This is a genomic window from Bradyrhizobium sp. CCBAU 53351, from assembly GCF_015291745.1.
GTDB lineage: Bacteria > Pseudomonadota > Alphaproteobacteria > Rhizobiales > Xanthobacteraceae > Bradyrhizobium.
The window spans coordinates 2,457,925-2,480,679 of the sequence record NZ_CP030059.1; the positions used below are offsets into that span (position 1 = coordinate 2,457,925).

A 22,755-nucleotide genomic window follows, 5' to 3' on the forward strand; every position below is an offset into this window, starting at 1 on the left:
CTCTTCGAGAGCCACCGGCAATCACCTCTGAAGGAGCGGCGAGCATGAGCGGCGCACGTCTAAGCGCGCTTGCGACCTTGCGCGGCCAGATCGAACGCATCGAGACCGCGGAGATCGTGCACCAGCACGATCGGGTCGCGCTCGGCCATAACGAGGTCGATGCCGTGCTGAAGGGCGGGCTCGCGCGCGCGGCGATCCATGAGGTGTTTTGCGAGGGGCGGCAGGGTACGACCGCCACAGGATTCGTCATGGGTCTTGCGGGACGCGTGAGCGCACAGCGGCCGCTGTTGTGGGTGCGGCAGGATTTTTCGGAACTGGAAGCCGGCGCGCTGTCGATGAGCGGGCTCAAAGAGCTCGGCCTCGACCCGCGCCGCGTGGTGACGGTGCGCGCCGCCGATGTCGAGAGCGCGCTGCGAACCTCGGCCGATGCGCTTGCCTGCGACGCGCTGGGGGCCGTCGTGCTCGAGCTCTGGGGGGAGACCAGGCAGTTCGATCTCGTGGCGAGCCGCAAGCTGACGCTGGCCGCGCAAGGCTCCGGCGTCACCGGTCTCTTGCTGCGCATGGCGGCGCAGCCGCTGCCCTCGACCGCAGAGACCAGGTGGATGTTGCGCGCGGCACATTCGCCGCCGGGAGCTGTGTGGAGTGCCTGGGGCGCGCCGCGCTTCGATGCCGAGCTCTTGCGCAATCGTCATGGCCCCTGCGGCCGGTGGATCATGGAATGGAATTGTGATGAGTGCCAGTTCAGTGAGCCGAAGGCGTATTCTCAGCTTGTGGCTGCCGCGCCTGCCCATCGACCGGATCCAGCGGTTCTTGCAGGTGAGCGGCGGCGCGCAGGATGAACCCGGCATCGTCGTCATCAAGGACAACAATGCGCTGGTGATCCATGCGCTGGACGAGGCCGCCGAGCGCCTCGGCCTGTATATCGGCCAGCCGCTGGCGAATGCGCGGGCGATGTGTCCGGATTTGCGTGTATTCGACGCCGATGTCGTGGCCGATGCGAAGACGCTCAGCGACATCGCCGATTGGTGCGATCGCTTCACGCCGCTGGTGGCGCTCGATCCGCCGCATGGGCTGTTCCTCGATATCACCGGCTGCGCACATCTGTTCGGCGGCGAGGCTGCGCTGCTCAAGACGCTGGTCCGCGCGCTCGCCCGCCAGGGCTTTGCCGTCGGTGCGGCGATCGCCGGCACGTCGATCTGCGCGCGTACGCTGACGCGGCAGGCATCTGGCAGCATCGTTGCCGATGGCAACGAGGCGGCGGCGATCGAGCGGTTTCCGGTGTCCGCGCTCGGTGCGGACGAGGCCATCACCACCGGCTTGCGCCGCGCCGGCCTCAAGACCATCGGCGACGTCGCATCGCGCAGCGCCTCCGAGATCACGGCGCGGTTCGGCGCCCGGTTCTCCACGCTGCTCGCGCATGCGCTGGGGCAGGGCGATGCGCCGATCAGCCCGCGCAAGCCGCTGCCCGATTACATCGTCGAGAAGCGCTTTGCCGAACCGATCGCGACCGACACCATGATCGCAATGACGCTGTCGCGGCTCGCCGACACCTTGATCGCATCGATGGAGAAACAGGGCAAAGGCGCGCGGCGGCTCGAAGCCGCCTTCTTCCGCACCGACGGCGTGGTGCGCGCCATCATGGTCGAGACCGGACGTCCCGTGACGCGAAGCGCGGTGATCGACCGCCTGTTCCGCGAGCGGCTCGATGCGCTCGCAGATCCCCTCGATCCCGGTTTCGGCTTCGACATGGTGCGCCTGTCGGCGAGCCGCACCGAGATCGTGGTGCAGGAGCAGCGCGATCTCGACGCCCATGTCCATGACAATGACGAGCTTGCCGCGCTGATCGACCGCATCGCCGCGCGCATCGGGGGGAAACGCGTCGTCGTGCACCTGCCGGAGGATACCCATATTCCTGAATGTGCGGTGATGGCCGCGCCGGCGCAGCATCATCTCGCAGCCGCCATGCAGGCCGAATGGCCCGCGCGTGTCGAGAGCGAGCCGCCGCTGCGTCCCCTGAGGTTGTTCGACAAGCCGGAGCCGATCAAGGTGCCGTTCGCGGCCGTGCCGGATGGTCCGCCGCATCAATTTACCTGGCGCCGCGCGCTGCATGCCGTGGTGCGGGTGGAGGGGCCCGAGCGCATCGCGATGGAATGGTGGCGGCAGGACGGCAAGCAGCTGACGCGTGATTATTTCCGCATCGAGGATGCCGAGGGCCTGCGCTTCTGGATCTTTCGCGATGGTCTTTACGAGGGAGAGGTGTTCGATGGCGATGGCAAGCCCGCTTCTCCCGGCTGGTATGTGCACGGTCTCTTCGCATGACGTCCCCCGCCTATGCCGAGATCGGCATCACCACGAACTTCTCTTTCCTGCGCGGCGGCTCGGATCCGCGCGCCTATGTGCGTCAGGCGAGCGAGCTCGGCCTTCCCGCGATCGGAATCGCCGACCACAACACGCTAGCCGGCGTGGTGCGAGCGTGGAGTGAGCTCGACAACGATAAGGTGGTGCACAAGCCGAAACTGCTGATCGGCGCGCGCATCGTCTTCAGCGACGGCACGCCCGACATTCTGGTCTACCCGCGCGACCGCGCCGCCTATGGCCGGCTGTGCCAGCTCCTGACCCGGGGCAAGCGTGGCGACGACATCACGCGGATCGAGAAGGGCGAGTGCCGTCTCGCCTTTGCCGATCTCCTGGAGTTTTCGGAAGGACAGCTCCTGGTCCTGACGCTGCCGCATCGCTTCGAGCCAGTGCAGGCGCTGGATGTCCTCGCAAAGCTGAAAGCAAGCCGCGCCGAGGGCGTGTGGCTGGCGGCGAGCCTGGTCTATCGCGGTGACGACCGCCGCCGCCTCGCGCGGCTCGATGATCTCGCGATGAAGGCAAAGGTGCCGCTGCTCGCGACCAACGAGGTGCTCTATCACGATCCCGATCGCCGTCCGCTACAGGATGTGCTGACCTGCATCCGGGAAAAGACCACGATCGAAGCTGTGGGGCGGAAGCTCGAGGCCAATGCCGAACGGTTCTTGAAGACGCCGCGCGAGATGGCGCGGCTGTTCCGCGATATCCCCGATGCGATCGCACAGACCATGCGCTTTGCGGACAGGATTACATTCACACTCGACCAGCTCAAATACCAATATCCTGACGAGCCGGTGCCGCCGGGCAAGACCGCGCAGGGACATCTGGAGGACCTGACCTGGGCGGGCGTCGACAAATACTTTGGTGGCAATATCGACGCCAAGCTGCGCGCGACGCTCAACAAGGAGCTCGCGCTGATCGCCGAGCTGAAATACGCGCATTACTTCCTCACCGTGCATGACATCGTGCACTACGCGCGCAGCCAGAACATTCTGTGCCAGGGGCGGGGATCGGCGGCGAATTCGGCCGTGTGCTACGTGCTCGGCATTACCTCGGTCGATCCGACCAAGGTCGATCTGCTGTTCGAGCGCTTCATCTCCAAGGAGCGGCTGGAGCCGCCCGATATCGACGTCGATTTCGAGCATTCGCGCCGCGAGGAGGTGATGCAATATGTCTATCGCCGCTACGGCCGCCACCGCGCCGCGATCATCGCCACCGTCATCCATTATCGCCCGCGCAGTGCCATTCGCGACGTCGGCAAGGCACTGGGCCTGACCGAGGACGTCACCGCCGCGCTCGCCGACACCGTCTGGGGCAGCTGGGGCAAGGGCCTCAACGACATGCAGGTCCGGCAGGCCGGGCTCGATCCCAAAAACCCCATGATCAACCTCGCGGTCGAGCTTGCGACCGAGCTGATCGAATTCCCGCGCCATCTTTCCCAGCATGTCGGCGGCTATGTGCTGACGCAGGACCGGCTCGACACCTATGTGCCGATCGGCAATGCCGCGATGGACGACCGCACCTTCATCGAATGGGACAAGGACGACGTCGACGCACTCAGCATGATGAAGGTCGACGTGCTCGCGCTGGGCATGCTGACCTGCATCCGCAAGTGCTTTGATCTGATCGACCAGCATAAGGGCGAGCGCTACGCGCTCGCGGATATCAAGGGAGAAGATGACGACGAAGTCTATCAAATGCTGCAGCGGGGAGAGTCGCTCGGGGTGTTCCAGGTCGAGAGTCGCGCCCAGATGAACATGCTGCCGCGCCTGAAGCCGCGGACGTTTTACGACCTCGTCATCGAAGTCGCGATCGTGCGGCCCGGGCCGATCCAGGGCGACATGGTGCATCCTTACTTAAGGCGTCGGAAAATGAAGCCGGAGGATATCGAGTATCCTTATCCGAAGGGTGGCAATAAGAACGAGCTTCGTGAGGTCCTGCACAAAACACTCGGTGTGCCCCTGTTCCAGGAGCAGGCCATGCGGATTGCGATCGTGGCCGCAGAGTTCACCTCGGAAGAGGCCAACGGATTGCGGCGTGCCATGGCAACGTTCCGCAACGTCGGGACCATCGGCAATTTCGAAGAGAAAATGATCGGCAATATGATCCGTCGAGGGTACGATCCTCAATTCGCGCGAAACTGCTTCGACCAGATCAAAGGCTTTGGTTCCTACGGCTTTCCCGAGAGTCATGCGGCGAGCTTCGCGCAACTCGTCTATATCTCGTCGTGGCTGAAATACCATCACCCTGACGCGTTCTGCTGCGGCCTGTTGAACTCGCAGCCGATGGGGTTTTATGCCCCGGCGCAGATTGTCGGCGACGCCCGCAAGAACGGCGTCGAGATTCGTGACATCGACGTATCCTGCAGCTTTGCGCAAAACACGCTGGAGGAGGGGAACGGCAAATATTGCGCGGTGCGTCTCGGCTTCCGTCAGATCGACGGATTCCACTGGCTGGACGAGGATGAGGAGCGGCTGAAGCGCTCTCAGCTGTCATTCCGGGGCGCTCCGCTTGGCGCGAGCCCGGAATCCATCGGGCCGCATACGCCTGGAGGAATGGATTCTCAGATGCGCAATTGCGCATCAGAGCTCGACGCTGACGCGTCCTGGAATGACAGGAAGGAAGACTGGGCCGACCGCATCGTCGCCGCCCGCAAGCGCCGGCCCTTCACCTCGCTGGAAGACTTTGCCCGCGACACCGGTCTGCCCAAGCGCGCGCTGATCCTGCTGGCGGATGCCGACGCGTTCCGCTCGCTCGGGCTCGACCGCCGCGAAGCGCTGTGGCAGGTGCGGCGGCTGCCTGATGATGTGCCGCTGCCGCTGTTCGAGGCGGCGACCGCCCGCGAGCAGCCGGACGAGCATGCCAAGCCTCTGCCCGAGATGCCGCTCCCCGAGCAGGTTGTCGCGGATTACCAGACCATCCGGCTGTCGCTGAAGGGTCATCCGATGGAATTTCTGCGCGAGATGTTTTCGCGTGAGCGGATCGTCGCCTGCAGGGAGATCAGCCACGAGAACGAGCGGCGCCGCGTCCGCTGTGCGGGCGTGGTGCTGGTCCGGCAGCGGCCGGGCAGCGCCAGCGGCGTCGTGTTCATGACGCTGGAGGACGAAACCGGCATCGCCAATGTCGTGGTGTGGCCGAAGATCATGGAGCAATATCGGAAAGAAGTGATGGGCGCGCGCCTCATCGAGGTTCACGGCTATATCCAGAGCAGCCCCGAGAAGGTGACGCATCTGATCGCCCAGCGCATGATCGACCGCTCGCACGATCTGGTCGGTCTTGCCAACGATGCGCTGAGCCGCAAGCATTCGGCGCCGGCAGGCGCCACACTGGTCGAGCCGCTCAATGAAGACCCCCGCGCGCTCGCGGATATGCCCGCGCAAAAGATCCGCCACCCCCGAAACGTGCGCATCCTGCCGCCGTCGCGGGATTTCCATTGAGGGATGGCGCGGGATGCCTCTACACCGTCATTGCGACGACGGTGCGCCACACTCTCGGTCGTCATGCCCGGGCTTGACCCGGGCATCCACGTTGTTCAGCGAGCGCGGCAACGCGTGGATGGCTGGGACAAGCCCGGCCATGACGGAAGAGAGAGCCCGGCAAGCCGCATCCTCAAAAATTCACCCGGTTCGAGATCGCCCCATCCACGACGAGATTCGATCCCGTGGTGAATCCCGACACCGGGCTCGCCAGAAACACCGCGGCGTTCGCGACGTCCTGCGGCGTTGCCATGCGGCCGGTCGGATTGCGCTTCATCGCGTCGTTGTAACGCTCGGGCATGTTCTTCTCGATCATCTCCCAGACGCCGCCCTTGAAATAGACCGTGCCGGGCGACACGACATTCACGCGAATCCTCTTCCTGGCGTATTGCCGCGCCAGTCCCTTGGCCATGTGGATCAGCGCCGCCTTGATCGGGCCGTAGGAGCTGGCCGTGTCGGCCTGCGCTGCCGAGATCGAGGAAATGATGACGAAGGCGGCGTCGCCGCTGCTCGCCCCACTGGCCTCGAGAAGCGGCCGCGCAGCGTCGAACGCGTGCACGGCACCGAGCACGTCGAGCCGGAAATTCTGCTCCCACGAGGCAGGATCGTGGCCCTGCGCCATCGCGCCGGCATTGGCGAACAAAAGGTCTACGCCGCCAAGCTCCTTGGCCGCGTCCTCGATCCAGGATTTCAGCGCCGCGCCGTCGGTGACGTCGACCGCGCCGCCGGTCGCCTTGATGCCGCTCGCCTTCAGTTCCGCGACAGTGGCCGCGACCTGATCGGCGTTGCGCGCGCACACCGCGACATTGGCGCCTTCACCGGCGAGCGTCGCCGCGATCGCCCGCCCGATGCCGCGCGTGCCGCCGAGGACGATGGCGTTCTTGCCTTTGAGACCGAGATCCATTGTTGGCTCCTTTTTTTGGTGCCGCGAGTGTAGCTGTTTCAGGAGATCCGCATAAGCCTTCACATCGTCATTGGAGCCAACGGGTCCGAGCAAAGCGCGGCCCGATGACAGGCTCCGCGAAGCAATCCAGAAATGCTTCCGCGGAAACAGTCTGGATTGCTTCGTCGCAAGAGCTCCTCGCAATGACGGGGAGAGACCCTCATTCCGGCGCCGCTCCCACCGGCGGGCCGCCGGGCGGGCGGTGCAGGAAAGTCAGCGAGGCATAGGCGCCGGCCCAGGAGCCGATGGCCGCGAAGGCGACGTAGAAGGCGTTTTCGGTGTAGCTGATCACGGCATAGGAGGAGAGCAGGTACCAGACCGCGCTCCAGTTCGCCGCCGGAATGCGCTTGCGCGCGATCACGGCCGAGGTGAACATGACATAGACGGCATCGGTGGCCGCCGTCGCGATGAATACGGCACCTGCGATGAGGGGATCGATGGCGGCCATTGCAAACCTTTCTGTGAACGTGACATGGTCGGGAAAACTAAAGGGAGAGAAGCGGCATGCAAAGCCCCGCCGACATTCTCAAGGACATCTGGACCTCTGCAGGTGGTGACGCGGCCGCCCTCGATCGCGTGCGGCTGACCGGCGAGGAGCCTCAAATCCCGTCCTCGTTTCGCGTCGCGGTCGCCGGGCAGACGACGATCGCTGCCGCCGGCCTTGCTGCTGCTGAAATCTGGCGGCTGCGCAGCGGCGAGACGCAGCAAGTTTCCGTCGACATGCGCCACGCCGTCGCCGAATGCCGCTCCGAGCGCTATCTCCGTCTCGACGACAAACCGCCGCCGCCGGCCTGGGACGCCATCGCCGGCGTCTACAGGACCGGCGATGGCCGCTTCGTTCGCTGCCACACCAACTTCCCGCACCATCGTGACGCCGTCTGCAAGGTGCTTGCCTGCGAGCCGGAGCGCGACAAGGTGCAGGCGGCGCTCATGCATTGGAAGGGCGAGGATTTCGAGACTGCGGCTTACGCCGCGGGCGGCGTCGTTGCCCTGATGCGCAGCTACGACGAGTGGTCCGCGCTGCCCCAGGCGTGCGCGCTCGCGCAATTGCCGCTGATCTCGATCGAAAAGATCGGCGAAGCCGCGCCGAAGCCGTGGCCACAAGGATCATCGAGCGACGATCGTCCGCTTTCGGGCCTTCGCGTGCTCGATCTCTCCCGTGTCATCGCAGGTCCCGTCGCCGGCCGCACGCTCGCCGCGCACGGCGCTGATGTGCTGCTGGTGTCGGGTCCGGAGCTGCCCGCCATCGACTGGCTCACCATCGACACCGGCCGCGGCAAGCTCACCACCTTCATCGAACTGAAGAGCGAAGCGGGCAGGGCGCAGTTGCGCGAATTGCTGGCGGATGCCGACATCTTCTCGCAAGGCTATCGCCCGCATGCGCTCGCCGCGATCGGCTTCGCGCCGGAGGATGCAGCGAAGATCAATCCCGGCATCGTCTATGTTACGCTGTCGGCCTATGGCCATGCCGGTCCCTGGGCCGAGCGCCGCGGCTTCGACTCGCTCGTGCAGACCACGACCGGATTCAACCACGCCGAAGGGCGCGCGGCCGGCCTCGATGGTCCCAAGGAATTGCCGGCGCAGATGCTCGACCACGCCACCGGCTATCTGATGGCGTTCGGCGCGATGATGGCCAAGGCGCGTCAGGCGAGCGAGGGCGGCAGCTGGCACGTACGCGTGTCGCTGGCGCAGACCGGGCGCTGGCTCTGGAATCTCGGCCGGCTCGACGGCGGACTGAACACCCCGGATCTTACGGGCGAGGCCGTACATGCTGCGTTCATCGAGAGCATGCCATCTGGCTTCGGCATATTGAAGGCGGTGCGCCATTCGGCGCTGCTATCGACGACACCGGCACAATGGTCTCGTCCGGCGATGCCGCTCGGCTCTCATCCGGCACGGTGGCCGGAGCGAAGCTGACGTGAAGCTGACACGTCGCAAAAATTTAACGCAAACCGAAAGGTGCGCAGCGTTTTTTAGGTTGTCTGAAATCCTAATTCGGCACTATTAGCGCAACCGATAAGGCAGGTACCTGCCGAGATCGTCGCAGACACGACCGGGCTCCATGGTAGATCAAAATACCAAGCTATTGCAGGTGTTTACAAAACAACGGGTGATCACATCCGTAGTTCTACTAGCTCTTGCCGGCGCCGGTGCCTACGGTTTCCTGTCCTTGGGCCCCAAGGAAAAGAAGCACTCCGAGATCTCCAGCCAGTCGCGCAGGAATGCGCAGAACTTCACGCCGACGCCGTCCGAATGGGCGACGCTGACGATCGAGCCGGTCAAAGCCAGGGCCTTCCGCGCCGAATACGTCACCGAAGGCAAGGTCGCCGTCGACGAGGACCGTTCGACGCCGGTGTTCTCGCCCTATGCCGGCCGCGTCACCAAGCTGCTGGCCAAGCCGGGTGAGACGCTGAAGCAAGGTCAACCGCTGTTCACAATCGAGGCCGCCGACACGGTGCAGGCCCAGAACGATTTCATCGCGGCGATGACCTCGCAGAACAAGGCGAAGTCGGCGCTCGAACTTTCCGATATCCAGTACAAGCGCGCCAAGGACCTCTATGAGGGCCATGCCATTCCGCTGAAGGACTATCAGCAGGCGGAAGCGACGCAGGTTCAGGCGCGCAACGACATGCGCTCCTCGCAGACCGCGCTGGAAGCCGCACGCAACAAGCTCCGCATCCTCGGCTTCACCGACGAGACCATCAAGGCGTTCCAGGACAAGGGCGCCATCAATCCGGAAGTCACGATCTATTCGCCGATCGCCGGCACGGTGGTACAGCGCAAGATCGGCCCGGGCCAGTACGTCAATTCCGGTGCCAGCGATCCGGTCTTCGTGATCGGCGACCTCTCCACGGTCTGGCTCACCGCCTTCGTGCGCGAGAGCGACGCGGCCGCCGTGTGCATCGGGCAGGACATCACCGTCAACGTGATGGCGCTGCCGGGCCGGCCGCTGACCGCCAGGATCAACTACGTCGCCGCCGCCATCGATCCCAACACCCGCCGCCTGCTGGTCCGCGCCACCATCGACAACAAGGACGGCCTGCTCAAGCCGGAGATGTTCGCGAACGTCACGATCTATTCGGCCGGCGACCGCGCCGCTCCGGCCGTGCCGAAACAGGCCCTGATCTATGAAGCCGACAAGGTTCGTATCTGGGTCGCGCGTGAGGACAAATCGGTCGAACTGCGCCAGATCAAGATCGGCCTCATCAACGGCAACCTCGTCGAAGTCACCAGCAATCTGAAACCCGGCGAGCAGATCGTCACCAAGGGCAGCCTGTTCATCGACCGCGCGGCGTCCGGCAGCTGATCGACGACCCAAGAAAATTGAAGACCTGAATGGATCGTCTCGTCGCCCTTGCCGTCAACCGGCGCTTCCTGATGGTCGGCATGTTCGTCGCTGTCTTGATCGGCGGCGTGATCGCGTTCAACCAGCTCAACATCGAGGCCTATCCCGATCCGACCCCGCCGATGGTCGACATCGTGACGCAGAGCCCCGGACTGTCGGCGGAGGAGATCGAGCGCTACATCACGATCCCGATCGAGACCCAGGTCGCAGGCCTGAAGAACGTCACGACCATCCGCACCATCTCGCTCTACGGTCTCTCCGACGTCAAGATTCAGTTCTCCTTCGCCTACACCTATGACGAGGCGTTGCAGCAGGTGTTGAACCGCCTGGCGCAGCTGGCGCCGCTGCCGGGCAACGTGCAGCCGCAGATTTCGCCGCTGAGCCCGATCGGCGAGATCTTCCGCTACCGCCTCGTGGGGCCGCCGAACTACAGCGTGCTCGATCTCAAGACCATTCAGGACTGGATCCTGCAGCGCCGCTTCCGCGCCGTGCCAGGGGTCATCGACGTCACCGGCTGGGGTGGCAGAAGCAAGACTTATGAGATCCAGGTCGACTTCAACAAGCTGGTCGCCAACGGGCTGACGCTGCCGCAATTGCTCCAGGCGGTCGGCAATTCCAACGTCAATGTCGGCGGCAACACCGTCAATATCGGCCAGCAGTCGGCCGTGGTGCGCGGCGTCGGCCTGATCCGGTCGATCGACGATCTCGCCAATACCATGGTGGCACAGAGCGGCGGCAATCCGGTGCTGGTGAAGGACGTCGCAACCGTCACCGTCGGCCAGAAGCCGCGCCTCGGCATTGCCGGCCTCGACGAGGCCGACGACATCGTGCAGGGCATCGTCCTGATGCGGCGCGGCGAGCAGAGCTCGCCGACCATCAAGCGGGTCCATCAGCTCGTCCAGACCATCAACAATTCCAGCATCCTGCCGCCCGGCGTGCGCATCGAGCGCATCTACGACCGCGGCGATCTGATCGAGCTCACCACCCATACGGTGCTGCACAACATGGTGGTCGGCATTCTCTTGATCGTGCTGTTGCAGTGGATCTTCCTCGGCGATCTGCGCAGCGCGCTGATCGTCGGCGCCACCATTCCGTTCGCGCTGTTCTTCGCCGTCATCATCCTGGTGCTGCGCGGGGAATCGGCCAATTTGCTGTCGGTCGGCGCGATCGATTTCGGCCTGATCGTCGATGCCACCGTCATCATGGTGGAGGCGATCTTCCGTCGTCTGACGCAGACGACGCCGATGTCGGAATCCGAGCACATGTCCAATGAGACGTTGTTCGGCATGAAGAGCCACGCCATCCTCAGCGCGGCGGCCGACGTCTCGCGCTCGATCTTCTTCGCGGCGGCGATCATCATCGCGGCCTTCCTGCCGCTGTTCACGCTGTCGGGCGTCGAGGGCAATATCTTCGGACCGATGGCCCGCACCTATGCCTATGCGCTGGCCGGCGGGCTGCTTGCGACCTTCACCGTCACGCCGGCGTTGTCCGCGATCATCCTGCCCGCGCATGTCGAGGAAACCGAGACCAGGGTCATGCTGATCCTGCACCGGCTGTACTCGCCGCTGCTGCGATGGGCGGTCGCCAATCGCAGCATCGTGCTTGGCGGTGCGGTCGGCCTCGTGCTGATGACGGTGGCGCTCGCCCGGCTGCTCGGCCTCGAATTCCTGCCGAAGCTGGAAGAGGGCAATCTCTGGATTCGCGCCACGTTGCCGCCGACCATCTCGCTCCAGGAGGGTAACTCCTACGTCAACGAGATGCGCAAGGTGATTCGCGCCCGGCCCGAGGTCGAGTCCGTCGTATCGCAGCACGGCCGTCCCGACGACGGCACCGATGCCGCCGGCTTCTTCAACGCCGAGTTCTTCGCGCCGCTGAAGCCGATCAGCCAATGGCCCGGGACCCGCGACAAGGAAGAGCTGACCGCGCAGCTGCTCAAGCAGCTCGACGATCGCTTCCCCGGCGTCGAGTTCAACTTCTCGCAATATCTCCAGGACAACGTCTCCGAAGCCGTCTCCGGCGTGAAGGGCGAGAACTCGATCAAGCTGTTCGGCAGCGACCTCCAGGCGCTGACCGACACCGCCAACAAGATCAAGCAGGTGCTGTCGACCGTGCAGGGCGTCACCGATCTTGCGGTGTTCACTTCGCTTGGCCAGCCGACCGTCCAGATCGACATCAACCGCGCCAAGGCCGCGCGTTATGGCCTTGCGCCGGGCGACATCAATGCCACGATCAAGGTCGCGATCGGCGGCGACACGGCCGGTGACCTCTACGAGCCCGGCAGCGATCGTCACTTCCCGATCATCGTCCGCCTCGCACCGGAATATCGCAGGAGCGCGGAGGCCATCCAGAATTTGCGGATCGGTGCGCCCGGGCCGAACGGCACCGTCACCCAGATTCCCCTCAGCGAGGTCGCCAATATCAGCCTCGTCTCGGGTGCGGCCTACATCTATCGCGAGCAGCAGGAACGCTATCTACCGATCAAGTTCTCGGTGCGCGAGCGCGACCTCGGCAGCGCGATCAGCGAGGCCCAGCAGAAGATCGCGGACCAGGTGCAGCTGCCGCCCGGCGCGCACATGGACTGGGTCGGCGAGTTCGGCAATCTCCAGGATGCGATCCGGCGGCTGTCGATCGTGGTGCCGATCTCGCTGGCGCTGATCGGCGTGCTGCTCTGGTTCAATTTTGGCTCGATGACCGACACGCTGCTCGCGATGAGCGTGATCCCGATGGCGATCTTCGGCGGCGTGCTCGGCCTCTTGATATCAGGCACGGCATTCAGCGTCTCTGCGGCGATCGGCTTCATCGCGCTGTTCGGCATCGCGGTGATGGACGGCATCATCATCCTGTCGCAGTTCAACCAGCTCATCGAAGAAGGCATGGATCGCATGACCGCGGTGGTGCGCACCGGAGAGCTGCAGCTCCGGCCGGTGCTGATGACATGCGTCGTCGCCGGCGTCGGCCTTCTGCCGGCGGCGCTGTCGGAGGGGATCGGCTCGCAGGTGCAGAAGCCGCTCGCGGTCGTCGTCGTCACCGGCATGATGCTGGCGCCGGTCGTGATCCTCGTGACCTTGCCGGTCCTGATCTCGTTCTTCTCGCGCCGCGCGCGCTGAGCGTCAGAAGCCGTAGAGCCGCGCCGGATTGTCGACCAGGATCTTCTTGCGCACGCCGGCATCCGGCGCCCAGACCGGAAGCTGATTGAGGAGACGTCCGTCGTCGATCTGGTAGAGCGGCGCGATGTCGGTGGCCTTGCGTCCCTCGACCCGGCTCGAATCCGGATGCGGCCAGTCCGTGCCCCAGACGATGCGGTCCGCATTTGCCGCGATCAGCGCCTGCGCATAAGGCACCATGTCCTGATAGTCGGGCGCGAGCTTCGACGAGCGATAGGCGCCGGAGATCTTCACATAGGCCTTGCCGGACTTCACCAGCGCGACGAGATCGGAGAAGCCAGGCTGCTCCGCGCCGCGCTCGGCTTCGAGGCCGCCGAAATGGTCGAACACGACGGGCACCGGCGCCGTCTCGACCAGGTCCTTGATTGCCGAGATCATGGTCAGTGTGGTGTAGAGCTGCACGTGCCAGCCGCGCGCCTTCATGCGCTCGACGGCCGCGGTGAAGCGCGGCCGGCCGACATTGGGGTCGTTGACGCCGCCGGTCGCCAGGTTGAGGCGGATGCCGCGGAAGCCGTCCTGATGCATCGTGTCGAGCTGCGCCTCGGTGGTCTTGTCGTCGATCACGGCGACGCCGCGCGCGGTCGCGCCGCGCGCCTTCATGCCGAACAGGGTGGACGAGTTGTCGGTGCCGTAGACGCTCGGGGTGACGATCACCACGCGCTCGATATGCAGCGCCTTGTGCAGTGCGGCCATTTCTTCGGGGCTGGCGGGCTCGGGCGTGTAGACGCGCCCTGCGAAGAACGGAAATTTTTCGACATCGCCATGGATGTGGGTGTGGCAGTCGCAGGCATGCGCCGGGACGTCGAAATTCACCGGCGTTGCAGGCTGCGCCGCACGGGCGTGGGCTTTGCTGGTCATGGCTACTCCGGCGGCAAGGGAGGCGAAGAGGACGCCGCGTCGGCTGAGCATGGTTTCTCTCCCTGCATCGTTCTTGAAGACGATGCCGGGACAGTATCACATCAGCCCGGCAACCGCTGCACGTCACTGCATAGCTGCTCAACGAGGTCCGCAAGCGGGCGTGCGCCGTCAACACGCACGACCGGGCAGGACAGGCCGGCGAGCCACGCTTCATGCTTTGCGAGGCTGCGGCCGTCGCGGTCGCCGGCCTCGTAATGCGCGGCCCATTCGATGAAGGCTTCGGTCTCCTCATGACGCCAGCCGCCGGGCGCGACGGCATCAGCACCGAAATGCGCGGCCTCGCGGGCGCGCAATCGCTTCAACCGTAGTTCGCGCGGCGTGACCACGAAGACGACGAGGTCGAAATACGTGACGAGTTCGTCGCCCCAGCCGGTGGCGGTTCCGCTCAAGACCCAGTCGTGCCGCGGCAGGAACATCTCGCGCATCAGACGCAGCCGATCAGCGGCCGGGCGCGTGGTCTGGTAGGGCGGCACGGTCGGCAGCCAGAAATAATCGTCGCTATCGTGATGCGGCAGCGCAAGCCGGCCGGCAAGCGCGCGACCGAGCGTCGTCACGCCGGCGCCCGAGGCTCCCGTCAGATGGATGCGGCGGCTCTTCATGTTCACCTGACATTGTCTGAACCGGTCGGGCGGCTGGTCACAGCAATCGCGACGTCCAGGGCGCCTTGCGGCGGGCTCCCTCAGGCGGCGCGGCGGCGCTTCGTCGCTCGTCCGCTGGTCGCGAGTTGAGCCGACAATGTCAGGCCCAACGCCGCGACAATGCGCATGACCGTGCCGAACTCGGGATTTCCCGTCTCTCCGAGGGCCTTATACAGGCTTTCGCGGTTCAAGCCGGCTTTTTTGGCGATGGTGCTCATGCCGCGCGCACGCGCAACGAGACCGAGGGCGTCGCGCACGAAATCGGCGTCACCGGTTTCCAGCGCGGCGGCAATATAGGCGGCTTGGCGCTCTTCAGTGTCGAGATAGTCGGCGGCATCGAAGCGCGTCGTCTTGGATGCCGCTTTGACCGCCGTTTTTGCTGCTTTCGGCATCACAATGTCTCCGCTAGTTGCTGAGCTAGCTTGATGTCCTGTCGCTGCGTGCGTTTGTCGCCGCCACATAGCAGGATCACGATCTGCGTTCCGCGCTGCACATAATAGATCCGGTAGCCCGGACCGTGGTCGATGCGCATTTCCCGGATGTTGTGGCCGACGCCCTTGCTGTCGCCAGGATTACCCATCTCCATGCGGCGAAGGCGGACGGTGATACGGGCAACCGCGCTCGCGTCCTTGAGGCGATTCAGCCACTCCGAAAAAAGCTCGGTCTGCCTCACCTCGATCATGGGACACAACTGTAGCCCATGGGCGACAGCATGTCAAAGAAACCGGGGTGACGCAACGAGACCGCAGGCGGTGCAGGATGCTGTGAAGCGATGCTGCGCGGGCGCCTACTGTCCCGACGGCGTACGCAGGCCGTGCCAGGCGTCGCGGACCTGGTGGTAGTGCACCTCGGGCAGGTAGTCCGGCGTGTTCAGGCTCAGCGTCTTGACGTCGAGATGGCCGCTCGCGCTGAGCAGCGTGTAGGAGGCGATGACGCGATCGCGCTGCGCGCCGATCAGGCGGGCCTTGGCCTGGATCAGGTCGGCCTGCGAGTTGAGCACGTCCACCGTCGTGCGCTGTCCGCCGGCGGCCTCGCGCTGCACGCCTTGCAGCGCGACGGTCGCGGCCTTCACCTCGGACTCCGACGCGGAGACCGCGACCTTGGCGCCCTCATTTGCAACCCAGGCGCTGACGGCGGCCGTGCGCGCCTGGTTGCGCACCTGGTCGAGCACGAGCCGGCTCTGCGCCGTGATCTCCTTGGCCTGCCGGGTCTGCGCGGCGGCCTGGCCGCCGTCATAGATCGGCGCGGTGACGTTGGCGACGATCGAAGCCTGGTCTTCGGCGAAGGTACCGAGCGTCGGGTCGTTGTTGCGGCTCTTGCTGGCGCTGCTCTGGATGGTGGCGCTCGGCAGCAGCGCGCCTTCGGCGATGCGGATGTTGGTGGAGGCAACGTCGACGTCGAAGCTGGCGGCCATCACTGCCGGATGCTGGCGGATCGCCATCGTCATGGCGTCTTCGCGGCTCTTCGGCAGATAGCGGTCGACGACTTCGGCGGGCCGAAGCTGTGAGGGCGAATTGCCGATCACTTGCGCATAGGTCGCCTGGCTGATGGCGAGCGCGACTTCTGCGGCGTTGAGATCGGCAAGGCCGCGATTGAGGCGCGCCTCGGCCTGCGCGCTGTCGGTCGGCGTGACATCGCCGGCGTTGAGGCGGCGCTGGGTGACCGCGAGCGTCTCGCGCAGGAAGGCGACGTTGGAACGCTGCGCCTCGACCAGCGACTGGTTGGCGAGCACGTTGGTGTAGGCGGTGACCGCGTCGAGCAGGACGCCCTGGCCGACATTGCGCAGCGCCTCGCGGCCCGACTGCACCTGGAGTTCGGCGGCCCGCACATTGTTGGCGGTACGGAACCCGTTGAACAGGGTCTGCGTCACGGTGACGCCGATGATCCATGGCTTCAAATTGCCGGTCTGGATCGTGTTGTCGGGCAAGAGATTGCGCACCGTTTGCAGGCCAGCGCTGAGGCTCGCCACGATCTGCGGCCGGTAACCGGCGAGGGCCTGCGGCACGTTCTCGTCCGTGGCGCGTTGTCGCGCGCGTTCGGCATTGAGCTGCGGGTTGGTCTGGTAGGCCTTGGCCAGCGCCTCCGGCAGGGCTTCGGCCCAGGCGCTGGAGGGCAGGGCGCAACAGAGCGCCAGCGTGGTCCATGTCGCAAGCGCAGGACCCACGCCCGATCGATGCCGCGTCATCACGCGACCAGCTCTGGCGGTACGTCCAATCATGTAATCCCGCTTAATCCGGCTGTCCGCCCCCGCCGACGGTGGCCTCTTAACTGTTTAACCAGCCGAGGTCCCGCAGGCAAACTGCCGCGGGGGAAACCCCCATGAAATCCGTGCTTGTTGCAGCTTCGTCACAGGGGGCTTAAGGGAGCGCGGCAGAGCCTTACACCAGCCTGACCGCTCGCCGAAATTACCGGTTCTTGTTCACCGGCTTGCGCTTCTCGATGAACGCCGCCATGCCCTCGGAACGGTCCTCGAGCGCGAAGGTCGCGTGGAACAGGTTGCGCTCGACGCTCATGCCCTCGGCGAGCGTGGTCTCGAAGGCGCGGTTCACCGCTTCCTTGGCCATCGCGACGGCAGGGCGCGACATCGCGGCGATCTTTTCGGCCGCCGCCATCACCTCGTCCATCAGCTTGTCGGCGGGGACGATGCGGCTGACGAGGCCTGAGCGCTCGGCTTCCGCCGCATCCATCATGCGACCGGTGAGGCACAAATCCATGGCCTTGGACTTGCCGATCGCGCGCGTCAGGCGCTGCGTACCGCCGATGCCGGGAATGGTGCCGAGCGTGATCTCGGGCTGGCCGAACTTTGCCGTGTCGGCGGCGATGATGATGTCGCACATCATGGCGAGCTCGCAGCCGCCGCCGAGGGCATAACCGGCAACTGCCGCAATCGTCGGCTTGCGGCAACGTGCGACGCGGTCGCCGCCGATCGCGGCAAAATCCTCGGAGAACATGTCGATGAAGCCCTTCGGCTGCATCTCCTTGATGTCGGCGCCGGCGGCAAAGGCTTTCTCGCTGCCGGTCACGACGATGCAACCGATGGCGTCGTCGGCTTCGAGATCATCGACGGCAGCTGCGATCTCGCGAAAGACTCCGAAGGAGAGCGCGTTGAGCATCTTCGGCCGGTTCAGCTTGATGATGCCGACCGCGCCTTTGCTTTCGACGATGATGTGTTCGAACGTGCTCATGCTCCACCCACGCGTTTGATTGGGCGGGCAATGTGCCCGCTGGCGCGGATGCCTTCAAGGGGGCTCAAGGCCCCGGAACACGCGGCGAGCGCGCGTTCCGGAAGAGGTGTTTCAGACGAAGAATTCGGGCCGGGCCGGGCTCGCAATCACGCCATGAACATGCGTGCGGCGGATGCCAGCGTCAGCAGCGTGCCTACGCCGATGAAGATCTTCCCGATCAGGGAGCTCTGGTCCCAGGCCGAGCTCTGCTGGCTGCTTGCCATCACCGGCGCCGGCCGTGGCTGGGCCTCGGTTGCGGCAATCACCGTCTTCTGCGCCGGCGGGCTGTCCTGTTGCACGGCACGGTCGATGTCGTTGAGCTGATCGGGTGCGACGACCTGGCTCTCGGGGTTCGGGGCGCCGGGATTATCGGCCGCGGCCTGGACATTGTCGTTGGCGCGGTCAGTCATCGCGGAGGCCGCCGCCGCGGGCGGCGTATCGGCGGCGGCGAGCTGGGCATTGGCATTGGCGACCGCCGGCGGCATCTGGCTCGAGGCCGGCGTGTCATTCTCGGCCTTGGCGTCGGCCTTCGGCTCCTCGGTCTTTGCCGGGGCGTCGGTCTTGTCGTCGGATTTCTGTGCGGTCTTGCTGCTGCTGGTGCGGCGCGACTCATGGCGCCGGTGCTTGCTCGGCTTGGCCGCGTCAGCCTGTTTGCCTGCGCTGTCCGATTTTCCGCCGGTGGCCTGGTCCGGCGCCGCCTGTGCAACGCCTCCGAACAGCACGAAAAGGCCGGCAAGAAGGATCAATGCCGCGCGCCCGCTGGCTTTCATCATGGTGATGATCTCCCCAATTCCGCCCGTCCCGGGAGCGAACAGAGACCCCGGGGCGTGACGACAGCGGGGCAGAAAATGGGAATCTTCGAGCTAGACCGGGCAAAAACGGGGCAAACCCGCCCGCTGCCACCGGGTGCGGGACGGGCCGATCGGTGTTATGAGCCGTCGCAGAGGTTGACGGCCGTATCGGTCGCGAGGTCCGGGCATTGATCACGAATTCGTGATCTCGTTCGGCCCGCGTAACAAATTGAACGAACGGCCGAATTGCATGGTGAGGGGCGCGCGTGCGCGGACGTGAGGACGAATGGACCGGCCTGATGCGGTCGGCCATGGCAGGCGATGATGCGGCATATCATCGCCTGTTGAAGGCGATCACGCCGGTGCTGCGCGCCGCGGCGAGGCGTGGCCTGGCGCGGGCCGGGCAACCCCCTGATCAGGCCGAGGATATCGTGCAGGAGATACTGTTGGCGGTGCACCTGAAGCGGCACACCTGGGACAGCGAGGCCCCCTTTGCCCCCTGGCTGTTCGCGATCGCCCGCAACAAGCTGATCGATGCGCTGAGGCGACGCGGCAGGCGCGTCTTCGTCAACATCGACGATTTCGCCGAGACGCTGCCGGGCGAGACTGCGCAGGAAACAGTCTCTGCGGGCGAGGTCGCAGCGCAACTGGGCACGCTGCCGCAGCGCCAGCGCGACGTGCTGCAGTCGATCGCGGTCGAGAGCGCCTCGATCAAGGACACGGCGTCGAAGTTTTCGATGAGCGAAGGCGCGGTGCGGGTCGCACTGCATCGCGGACTTGCGGCACTGACTGCCAAATTGCGGGACCACTAGTCATGGATACCGACCAACTGATCCGCTCGCTCGCAGCCGACAACGCCCACCGCGCCCCGCGCGTCGGGGCCGTGCTGACCATGGCGCTGCTGGTGGCCGCGCCCCTGTCGATCCTGATTTTCGCGACCTTCCTCGGCGTGCGCGCCGACGTGATGACGGCCATGCGCAATCCGTTCTTCGACATGAAGTTCGCGGTCACGCTGTCGCTCGCGATCCCGGCGATCATCGTCAGCCTGCATCTGTCGCGTCCCGAAGCCCTGATGCGCGGCTGGGGCTGGCTGCTGCTGCTCCCCGTTGGGCTGCTTGCGGTCGCGATCGGCAGCGAGGCGATGATGGCGCCGGCGATGCCGATGACGATGCGGCTGGTGGGCAAGAATTCCAGGGTGTGCCTGCTCGCGATCCCCGCGATGTCGCTGCCGTTGCTCGCGGGTGCACTATTCGGCCTGCGACATGGTGCACCCTCGCAACCCGCGCTGGCCGGCGCGCTCGCCGGCCTGGTGTCGGCCGGCTTGGCCGCGACGCTCTACGCCTCGCACTGCACCGATGACTCGCCCCTGTTCGTCGCGACCTGGTACACGCTTGCCGCCGCGCTGGTGACGGCGATCGGCGCGGCGGTCGGATCCAGGGTCCTGCGCTACTGACGAGCCAGTCTCATGCCGGAATCGTGCCCTGCTGCATGCGGTGGAAGCGCAGCACCTGCTGCGCGGTCGACGAGCGCAGCGCCTCGTAAGTATCGCGCAGCGTCAGCATGTCGGTCTGCGAGCCGCCCGAGAGCTTCTCGCGCATGGCGATGATGGCGCGCACGCTCGGCCAGGTCATGCCCGCGACCTTGGCGAGGATCATCACGCCCTCGGTGCGGCTTTCGATCATCATGGTCTCGGCGGTCTCGACCGGGATGCCCGCGAGCGCGGCGAGCCCCGCATTGGTTTCGTCGAACTTGCCCTGCTCGGCAAAATTGGTGACCTGGAATTCGTTGAGACGGCCGTCCTCGTGCAGCGATTTCACCAGCGCGCGCGCCATCTCCGTCTGCTTGGTCATGGCGGCGGCGCGGACCCTCTGGGCCACTTCCTGGACCACGCTCGACACCTCGTCCGCGAGCTCGGGATGCGCGGCCTCGAGCTTCCTGCGCACGCTCAGGGAGGCCTTGGCGACCAGCCTCAGGTAATGATGACGCGGCAGGTCGGGCCGCAGGCCGATGCAGGTGGCGAGGTCGTCGTCCCGTTCGGCGCGGGTGACGAGGTCGGTGAGGCTTCCCTCGGAGAGCCGCGCGCCCGGATTCTTGACGGTCGACTGCACCACGTCCGCGTCGCCGCGCGTCACCAGCACGTCGGTCAGCGCTTCCGACAGCACGCGCCGCAGCGAGATCGCCTTGAGATGCGCCTGGCCTCTCGTGCGCGCGATCTCGATCAGGGTCGTCTCGTCCAGCCGCTCCGATTTCGACAGCACGGGCCCGGAGACCTCGATGACCTCGTCGAGCGCGAGCGTGCGCATGATTTTCGGCGGCGCGGCCGCGATCGGTGCGAGGCGGTCGGCGAGCAGCGCCCTGGCCGACGTCTCGATCTGCTCGGCCAGGCACTGGAATACGTCGTCGAACACGCGGATGTGGTCGTCGGAATAATCCACCGCGTTGCCCACGAAGAGATCGGTGACGCGGCGCAACGTCTCGACCCGGCGCGCCACGGTGCCGTGCGAGAGCGCGGTCTGTAGTTCTTCCAGCAGATTCTCGGATGATTTTGCGGATTTGGATCTCATTGCCCTGTCCTGGAGCGCTCGGTCCGGCTGCGGCTTCTGCCGCACCGGAGAAAAATGGATTGGTCAGCTCGTTGCAATGCGGTTGCGCCCTTGCGCCTTGGCGGAATAGAGCGCGCGGTCGGCGCGCGCGAGAAACGTGTCGGCGGTATCATTGTCGCGCAGCGTGACGACGCCCGCGGAAATGGTCACGTGCATGCCCGGAGAGAATGCGCTCCAGTCGAGATCGGCGACGATGCTGCGCAGGCGATCGAGCATGCGCTGGGCGGCGTCGTCCGGGGTGTCCGGCAAAAGCAGCAGGAATTCCTCGCCGCCGTAGCGGCCGAAGCTGTCGGCCGGGCGGATGTTGGCGAAAATGGTGATCGCGAAGGTGCGCAGCACCTCGTCGCCGACGGGATGGCCGTGGGCGTCGTTGATGCGCTTGAACCAGTCGAGATCGATCAGCGCGATCGCGCAAGGCGTCGAGGCCTGTCGCGACTTTTCGATCGCGACGTCGAGGAGGCGCATGATGCAGCGGCGGTTGTAGGAGCCGGTGAGCTCGTCTAGCTCGGCCAGTTCCTCGATGCGCTGATAGGCGGCCTTCAGCTCGATGCTGCGCCGGTACAGGATCTTGCGCAGGGTGGCGCCGAACAGGCCGAGAAAGGCGCATTGGCCGATCACCAGCACGAAGCAGAGCATCGAGGCGGTTCGCTCCAGGCGGGTCCCGACCGGCAGTCCGATCGGCAGGTCCGAGCCCAGGAAAACCAGGGCGAGCCCGCCGGTGGCAAGGCCCCAGGTGACCATCGCCTGGCGCGAGGTCATGCGCAGCGTGCCAAACGCGAAGATCAGGAACAGCACGGCGAGGAACGCGACCCCGACCGTCGGCACGGCGAGCAGGAACACCAGCTGCAGCGCCATATGCGCCGAGATCTGGAACACGGTGAGGTAATGATCCTCGAACCGGTCGCCGAAGCCGGCTTCCGACAGCACGGTGAACGTGCCGATGATCAGGAGGCCGCCGAGCCAGAACAGCGACGGAACGGCCATATCGACCGCGCCGCCATAGGCGTAGAGCAGCAGGACCGAGGCGCCCAGCGAATAGCTTGCCACCTGGCCGATATACATCTGGCGGCGCTGCCGGGTCCGGCGCCCCTGGACCTCGGGGGCGGCCTCGGGCGCGAGGACGAGATCCGCGACCTCAGCGGCATTCCTCTCGGGAAAGGACGTCGCGGCCGTGCTCATGGTCCCGCCAATGGTGGATGTCAGCGTAAAAATCTACGTGGCAAGCCTTTAGGTTTGGTATCCTTTTGAAACCGAATCCGAACCGTGCAGCACGGAACAAGGTGATGGGCCGGCGGAGGAA

General features: G+C 65.4%; 19 protein-coding genes. 8 read left to right on the plus strand and 11 right to left on the minus strand.

Going from position 1 to position 22,755, the window contains the following annotated elements; translation table 11 throughout:
• Positions 1-44 precede the first annotated feature (44 nt).
• The 3 genes from XH83_RS11505 to XH83_RS11515 are packed head-to-tail and all read left to right on the plus strand — an operon-like array spanning position 45 to position 5,789.
• Positions 45-839: an ImuA family protein gene (locus XH83_RS11505; protein ID WP_194407106.1), complete on the plus strand. Its 795-nt coding sequence runs from the start codon at positions 45-47 to the stop codon at positions 837-839.
• Entirely contained in the window at positions 730-2,319 is a 1,590-nt protein-coding gene (locus XH83_RS11510; protein WP_194407107.1) for a DNA polymerase Y family protein, read from the plus strand. Before XH83_RS11505 ends, XH83_RS11510 begins: the two co-directional genes overlap by 110 nt.
• Entirely contained in the window at positions 2,316-5,789 is a 3,474-nt protein-coding gene (locus XH83_RS11515; RefSeq protein ID WP_194407108.1) for an error-prone DNA polymerase, read from the plus strand. Before XH83_RS11510 ends, XH83_RS11515 begins: the two co-directional genes overlap by 4 nt.
• A gap of 172 nt (positions 5,790-5,961) precedes the next feature.
• On the opposite strand, the gene XH83_RS11520 is transcribed toward XH83_RS11515, so the two are convergent.
• Together XH83_RS11520 and XH83_RS11525 are read right to left on the minus strand one after the other, a co-directional pair.
• Positions 5,962-6,732 (minus strand): SDR family NAD(P)-dependent oxidoreductase, encoded by a 771-nt coding sequence (locus tag XH83_RS11520; protein ID WP_194407109.1) that lies wholly within the window; start codon positions 6,730-6,732, stop codon positions 5,962-5,964.
• 199 nt (positions 6,733-6,931) lie between these two features.
• Positions 6,932-7,219, minus strand: a complete 288-nt coding sequence (locus XH83_RS11525) for a hypothetical protein (RefSeq protein ID WP_057027154.1) — start codon at positions 7,217-7,219, stop codon at positions 6,932-6,934.
• 56 nt (positions 7,220-7,275) lie between these two features.
• On the opposite strand from XH83_RS11525, the gene XH83_RS11530 reads away from it, so the two are divergent.
• From XH83_RS11530 to XH83_RS11540, 3 genes are all read left to right on the plus strand, one after another.
• On the plus strand, positions 7,276-8,688 hold the full coding sequence (locus XH83_RS11530; RefSeq protein WP_194407110.1) for a CoA transferase: 1,413 nt from the start codon (positions 7,276-7,278) through the stop codon (positions 8,686-8,688).
• A 145-nt stretch (positions 8,689-8,833) separates the two neighbouring features.
• Positions 8,834-10,078, plus strand: a complete 1,245-nt coding sequence (locus XH83_RS11535; RefSeq protein WP_194407111.1) for an efflux RND transporter periplasmic adaptor subunit — start codon at positions 8,834-8,836, stop codon at positions 10,076-10,078.
• A 29-nt stretch (positions 10,079-10,107) separates the two neighbouring features.
• Entirely contained in the window at positions 10,108-13,224 is a 3,117-nt protein-coding gene (locus XH83_RS11540; protein WP_194407112.1) for an efflux RND transporter permease subunit, read from the plus strand.
• Positions 13,225-13,227: 3 nt separating this feature from the next.
• Here XH83_RS11540 and XH83_RS11545 read toward each other — a convergent pair whose 3' ends face one another.
• The 7 genes from XH83_RS11545 to XH83_RS11575 all read right to left on the minus strand — a co-directional run bounded on the left by XH83_RS11545 (position 13,228) and on the right by XH83_RS11575 (position 18,834).
• Complete coding sequence (locus tag XH83_RS11545) at positions 13,228-14,190, minus strand: amidohydrolase family protein (RefSeq protein ID WP_194407113.1); 963 nt, start codon at positions 14,188-14,190, stop codon at positions 13,228-13,230.
• A gap of 50 nt (positions 14,191-14,240) precedes the next feature.
• Complete coding sequence (locus XH83_RS11550) at positions 14,241-14,798, minus strand: hypothetical protein (RefSeq protein ID WP_194407114.1); 558 nt, start codon at positions 14,796-14,798, stop codon at positions 14,241-14,243.
• A gap of 80 nt (positions 14,799-14,878) precedes the next feature.
• Positions 14,879-15,229 (minus strand): addiction module antidote protein, encoded by a 351-nt coding sequence (locus XH83_RS11555; protein ID WP_194407115.1) that lies wholly within the window; start codon positions 15,227-15,229, stop codon positions 14,879-14,881.
• Positions 15,229-15,519, minus strand: coding sequence for a type II toxin-antitoxin system RelE/ParE family toxin (locus XH83_RS11560; protein WP_194407116.1), 291 nt, complete (start codon positions 15,517-15,519; stop codon positions 15,229-15,231). Before XH83_RS11560 ends, XH83_RS11555 begins: the two co-directional genes overlap by 1 nt.
• Positions 15,520-15,624: 105 nt before the next feature.
• The gene (locus XH83_RS11565; protein WP_194407117.1) at positions 15,625-17,022 is read right to left on the minus strand and encodes a TolC family outer membrane protein; all 1,398 of its coding nucleotides are present in this window, start codon (positions 17,020-17,022) and stop codon (positions 15,625-15,627) included.
• A gap of 220 nt (positions 17,023-17,242) precedes the next feature.
• Positions 17,243-18,022, minus strand: coding sequence for an enoyl-CoA hydratase (locus XH83_RS11570; RefSeq protein ID WP_194407118.1), 780 nt, complete (start codon positions 18,020-18,022; stop codon positions 17,243-17,245).
• Between the two features lie 146 nt (positions 18,023-18,168).
• Complete coding sequence (locus tag XH83_RS11575) at positions 18,169-18,834, minus strand: hypothetical protein (protein WP_194407119.1); 666 nt, start codon at positions 18,832-18,834, stop codon at positions 18,169-18,171.
• A 284-nt stretch (positions 18,835-19,118) separates the two neighbouring features.
• Between XH83_RS11575 and XH83_RS11580 the strand changes: the two genes are divergently transcribed.
• Together XH83_RS11580 and XH83_RS11585 are read left to right on the plus strand one after the other, a co-directional pair.
• Positions 19,119-19,664, plus strand: a complete 546-nt coding sequence (locus XH83_RS11580) for a sigma-70 family RNA polymerase sigma factor (protein WP_194407120.1) — start codon at positions 19,119-19,121, stop codon at positions 19,662-19,664.
• Between the two features lie 2 nt (positions 19,665-19,666).
• A complete protein-coding gene (locus tag XH83_RS11585) occupies positions 19,667-20,305 on the plus strand; it encodes an NrsF family protein (protein ID WP_194407121.1) in 639 nt (212 codons plus the stop codon).
• Positions 20,306-20,315: 10 nt separating this feature from the next.
• Here XH83_RS11585 and XH83_RS11590 read toward each other — a convergent pair whose 3' ends face one another.
• Both XH83_RS11590 and XH83_RS11595 read right to left on the minus strand, forming a co-directional pair.
• Positions 20,316-21,416: a DUF2336 domain-containing protein gene (locus XH83_RS11590; RefSeq protein ID WP_194407122.1), complete on the minus strand. Its 1,101-nt coding sequence runs from the start codon at positions 21,414-21,416 to the stop codon at positions 20,316-20,318.
• Positions 21,417-21,479: 63 nt separating this feature from the next.
• On the minus strand, positions 21,480-22,634 hold the full coding sequence (locus tag XH83_RS11595; protein WP_194407123.1) for a GGDEF domain-containing protein: 1,155 nt from the start codon (positions 22,632-22,634) through the stop codon (positions 21,480-21,482).
• Between the last annotated feature and the right edge of the window lie 121 nt (positions 22,635-22,755).

Coding starts and splice junctions, on each gene's coding strand:
- XH83_RS11510 (WP_194407107.1), top strand. CDS start 730: ATGAGTGCCAGTTCAGTGAGCCGAAGGCGTATTCTCAGCTTGTGGCTG.
- XH83_RS11535 (WP_194407111.1), top strand. CDS start 8,834: ATGGTAGATCAAAATACCAAGCTATTGCAGGTGTTTACAAAACAACGG.
- XH83_RS11515 (WP_194407108.1), top strand. CDS start 2,316: ATGACGTCCCCCGCCTATGCCGAGATCGGCATCACCACGAACTTCTCT.
- XH83_RS11575 (WP_194407119.1), bottom strand. CDS start 18,834: ATGATGAAAGCCAGCGGGCGCGCGGCATTGATCCTTCTTGCCGGCCTT.
- XH83_RS11505 (WP_194407106.1), top strand. CDS start 45: ATGAGCGGCGCACGTCTAAGCGCGCTTGCGACCTTGCGCGGCCAGATC.
- XH83_RS11555 (WP_194407115.1), bottom strand. CDS start 15,229: ATGCCGAAAGCAGCAAAAACGGCGGTCAAAGCGGCATCCAAGACGACG.
- XH83_RS11545 (WP_194407113.1), bottom strand. CDS start 14,190: ATGCTCAGCCGACGCGGCGTCCTCTTCGCCTCCCTTGCCGCCGGAGTA.
- XH83_RS11530 (WP_194407110.1), top strand. CDS start 7,276: ATGCAAAGCCCCGCCGACATTCTCAAGGACATCTGGACCTCTGCAGGT.
- XH83_RS11590 (WP_194407122.1), bottom strand. CDS start 21,416: ATGAGATCCAAATCCGCAAAATCATCCGAGAATCTGCTGGAAGAACTA.
- XH83_RS11585 (WP_194407121.1), top strand. CDS start 19,667: ATGGATACCGACCAACTGATCCGCTCGCTCGCAGCCGACAACGCCCAC.
- XH83_RS11550 (WP_194407114.1), bottom strand. CDS start 14,798: ATGAAGAGCCGCCGCATCCATCTGACGGGAGCCTCGGGCGCCGGCGTG.
- XH83_RS11525 (WP_057027154.1), bottom strand. CDS start 7,219: ATGGCCGCCATCGATCCCCTCATCGCAGGTGCCGTATTCATCGCGACG.
- XH83_RS11540 (WP_194407112.1), top strand. CDS start 10,108: ATGGATCGTCTCGTCGCCCTTGCCGTCAACCGGCGCTTCCTGATGGTC.
- XH83_RS11595 (WP_194407123.1), bottom strand. CDS start 22,634: ATGAGCACGGCCGCGACGTCCTTTCCCGAGAGGAATGCCGCTGAGGTC.
- XH83_RS11520 (WP_194407109.1), bottom strand. CDS start 6,732: ATGGATCTCGGTCTCAAAGGCAAGAACGCCATCGTCCTCGGCGGCACG.
- XH83_RS11565 (WP_194407117.1), bottom strand. CDS start 17,022: ATGACGCGGCATCGATCGGGCGTGGGTCCTGCGCTTGCGACATGGACC.
- XH83_RS11570 (WP_194407118.1), bottom strand. CDS start 18,022: ATGAGCACGTTCGAACACATCATCGTCGAAAGCAAAGGCGCGGTCGGC.
- XH83_RS11560 (WP_194407116.1), bottom strand. CDS start 15,519: ATGATCGAGGTGAGGCAGACCGAGCTTTTTTCGGAGTGGCTGAATCGC.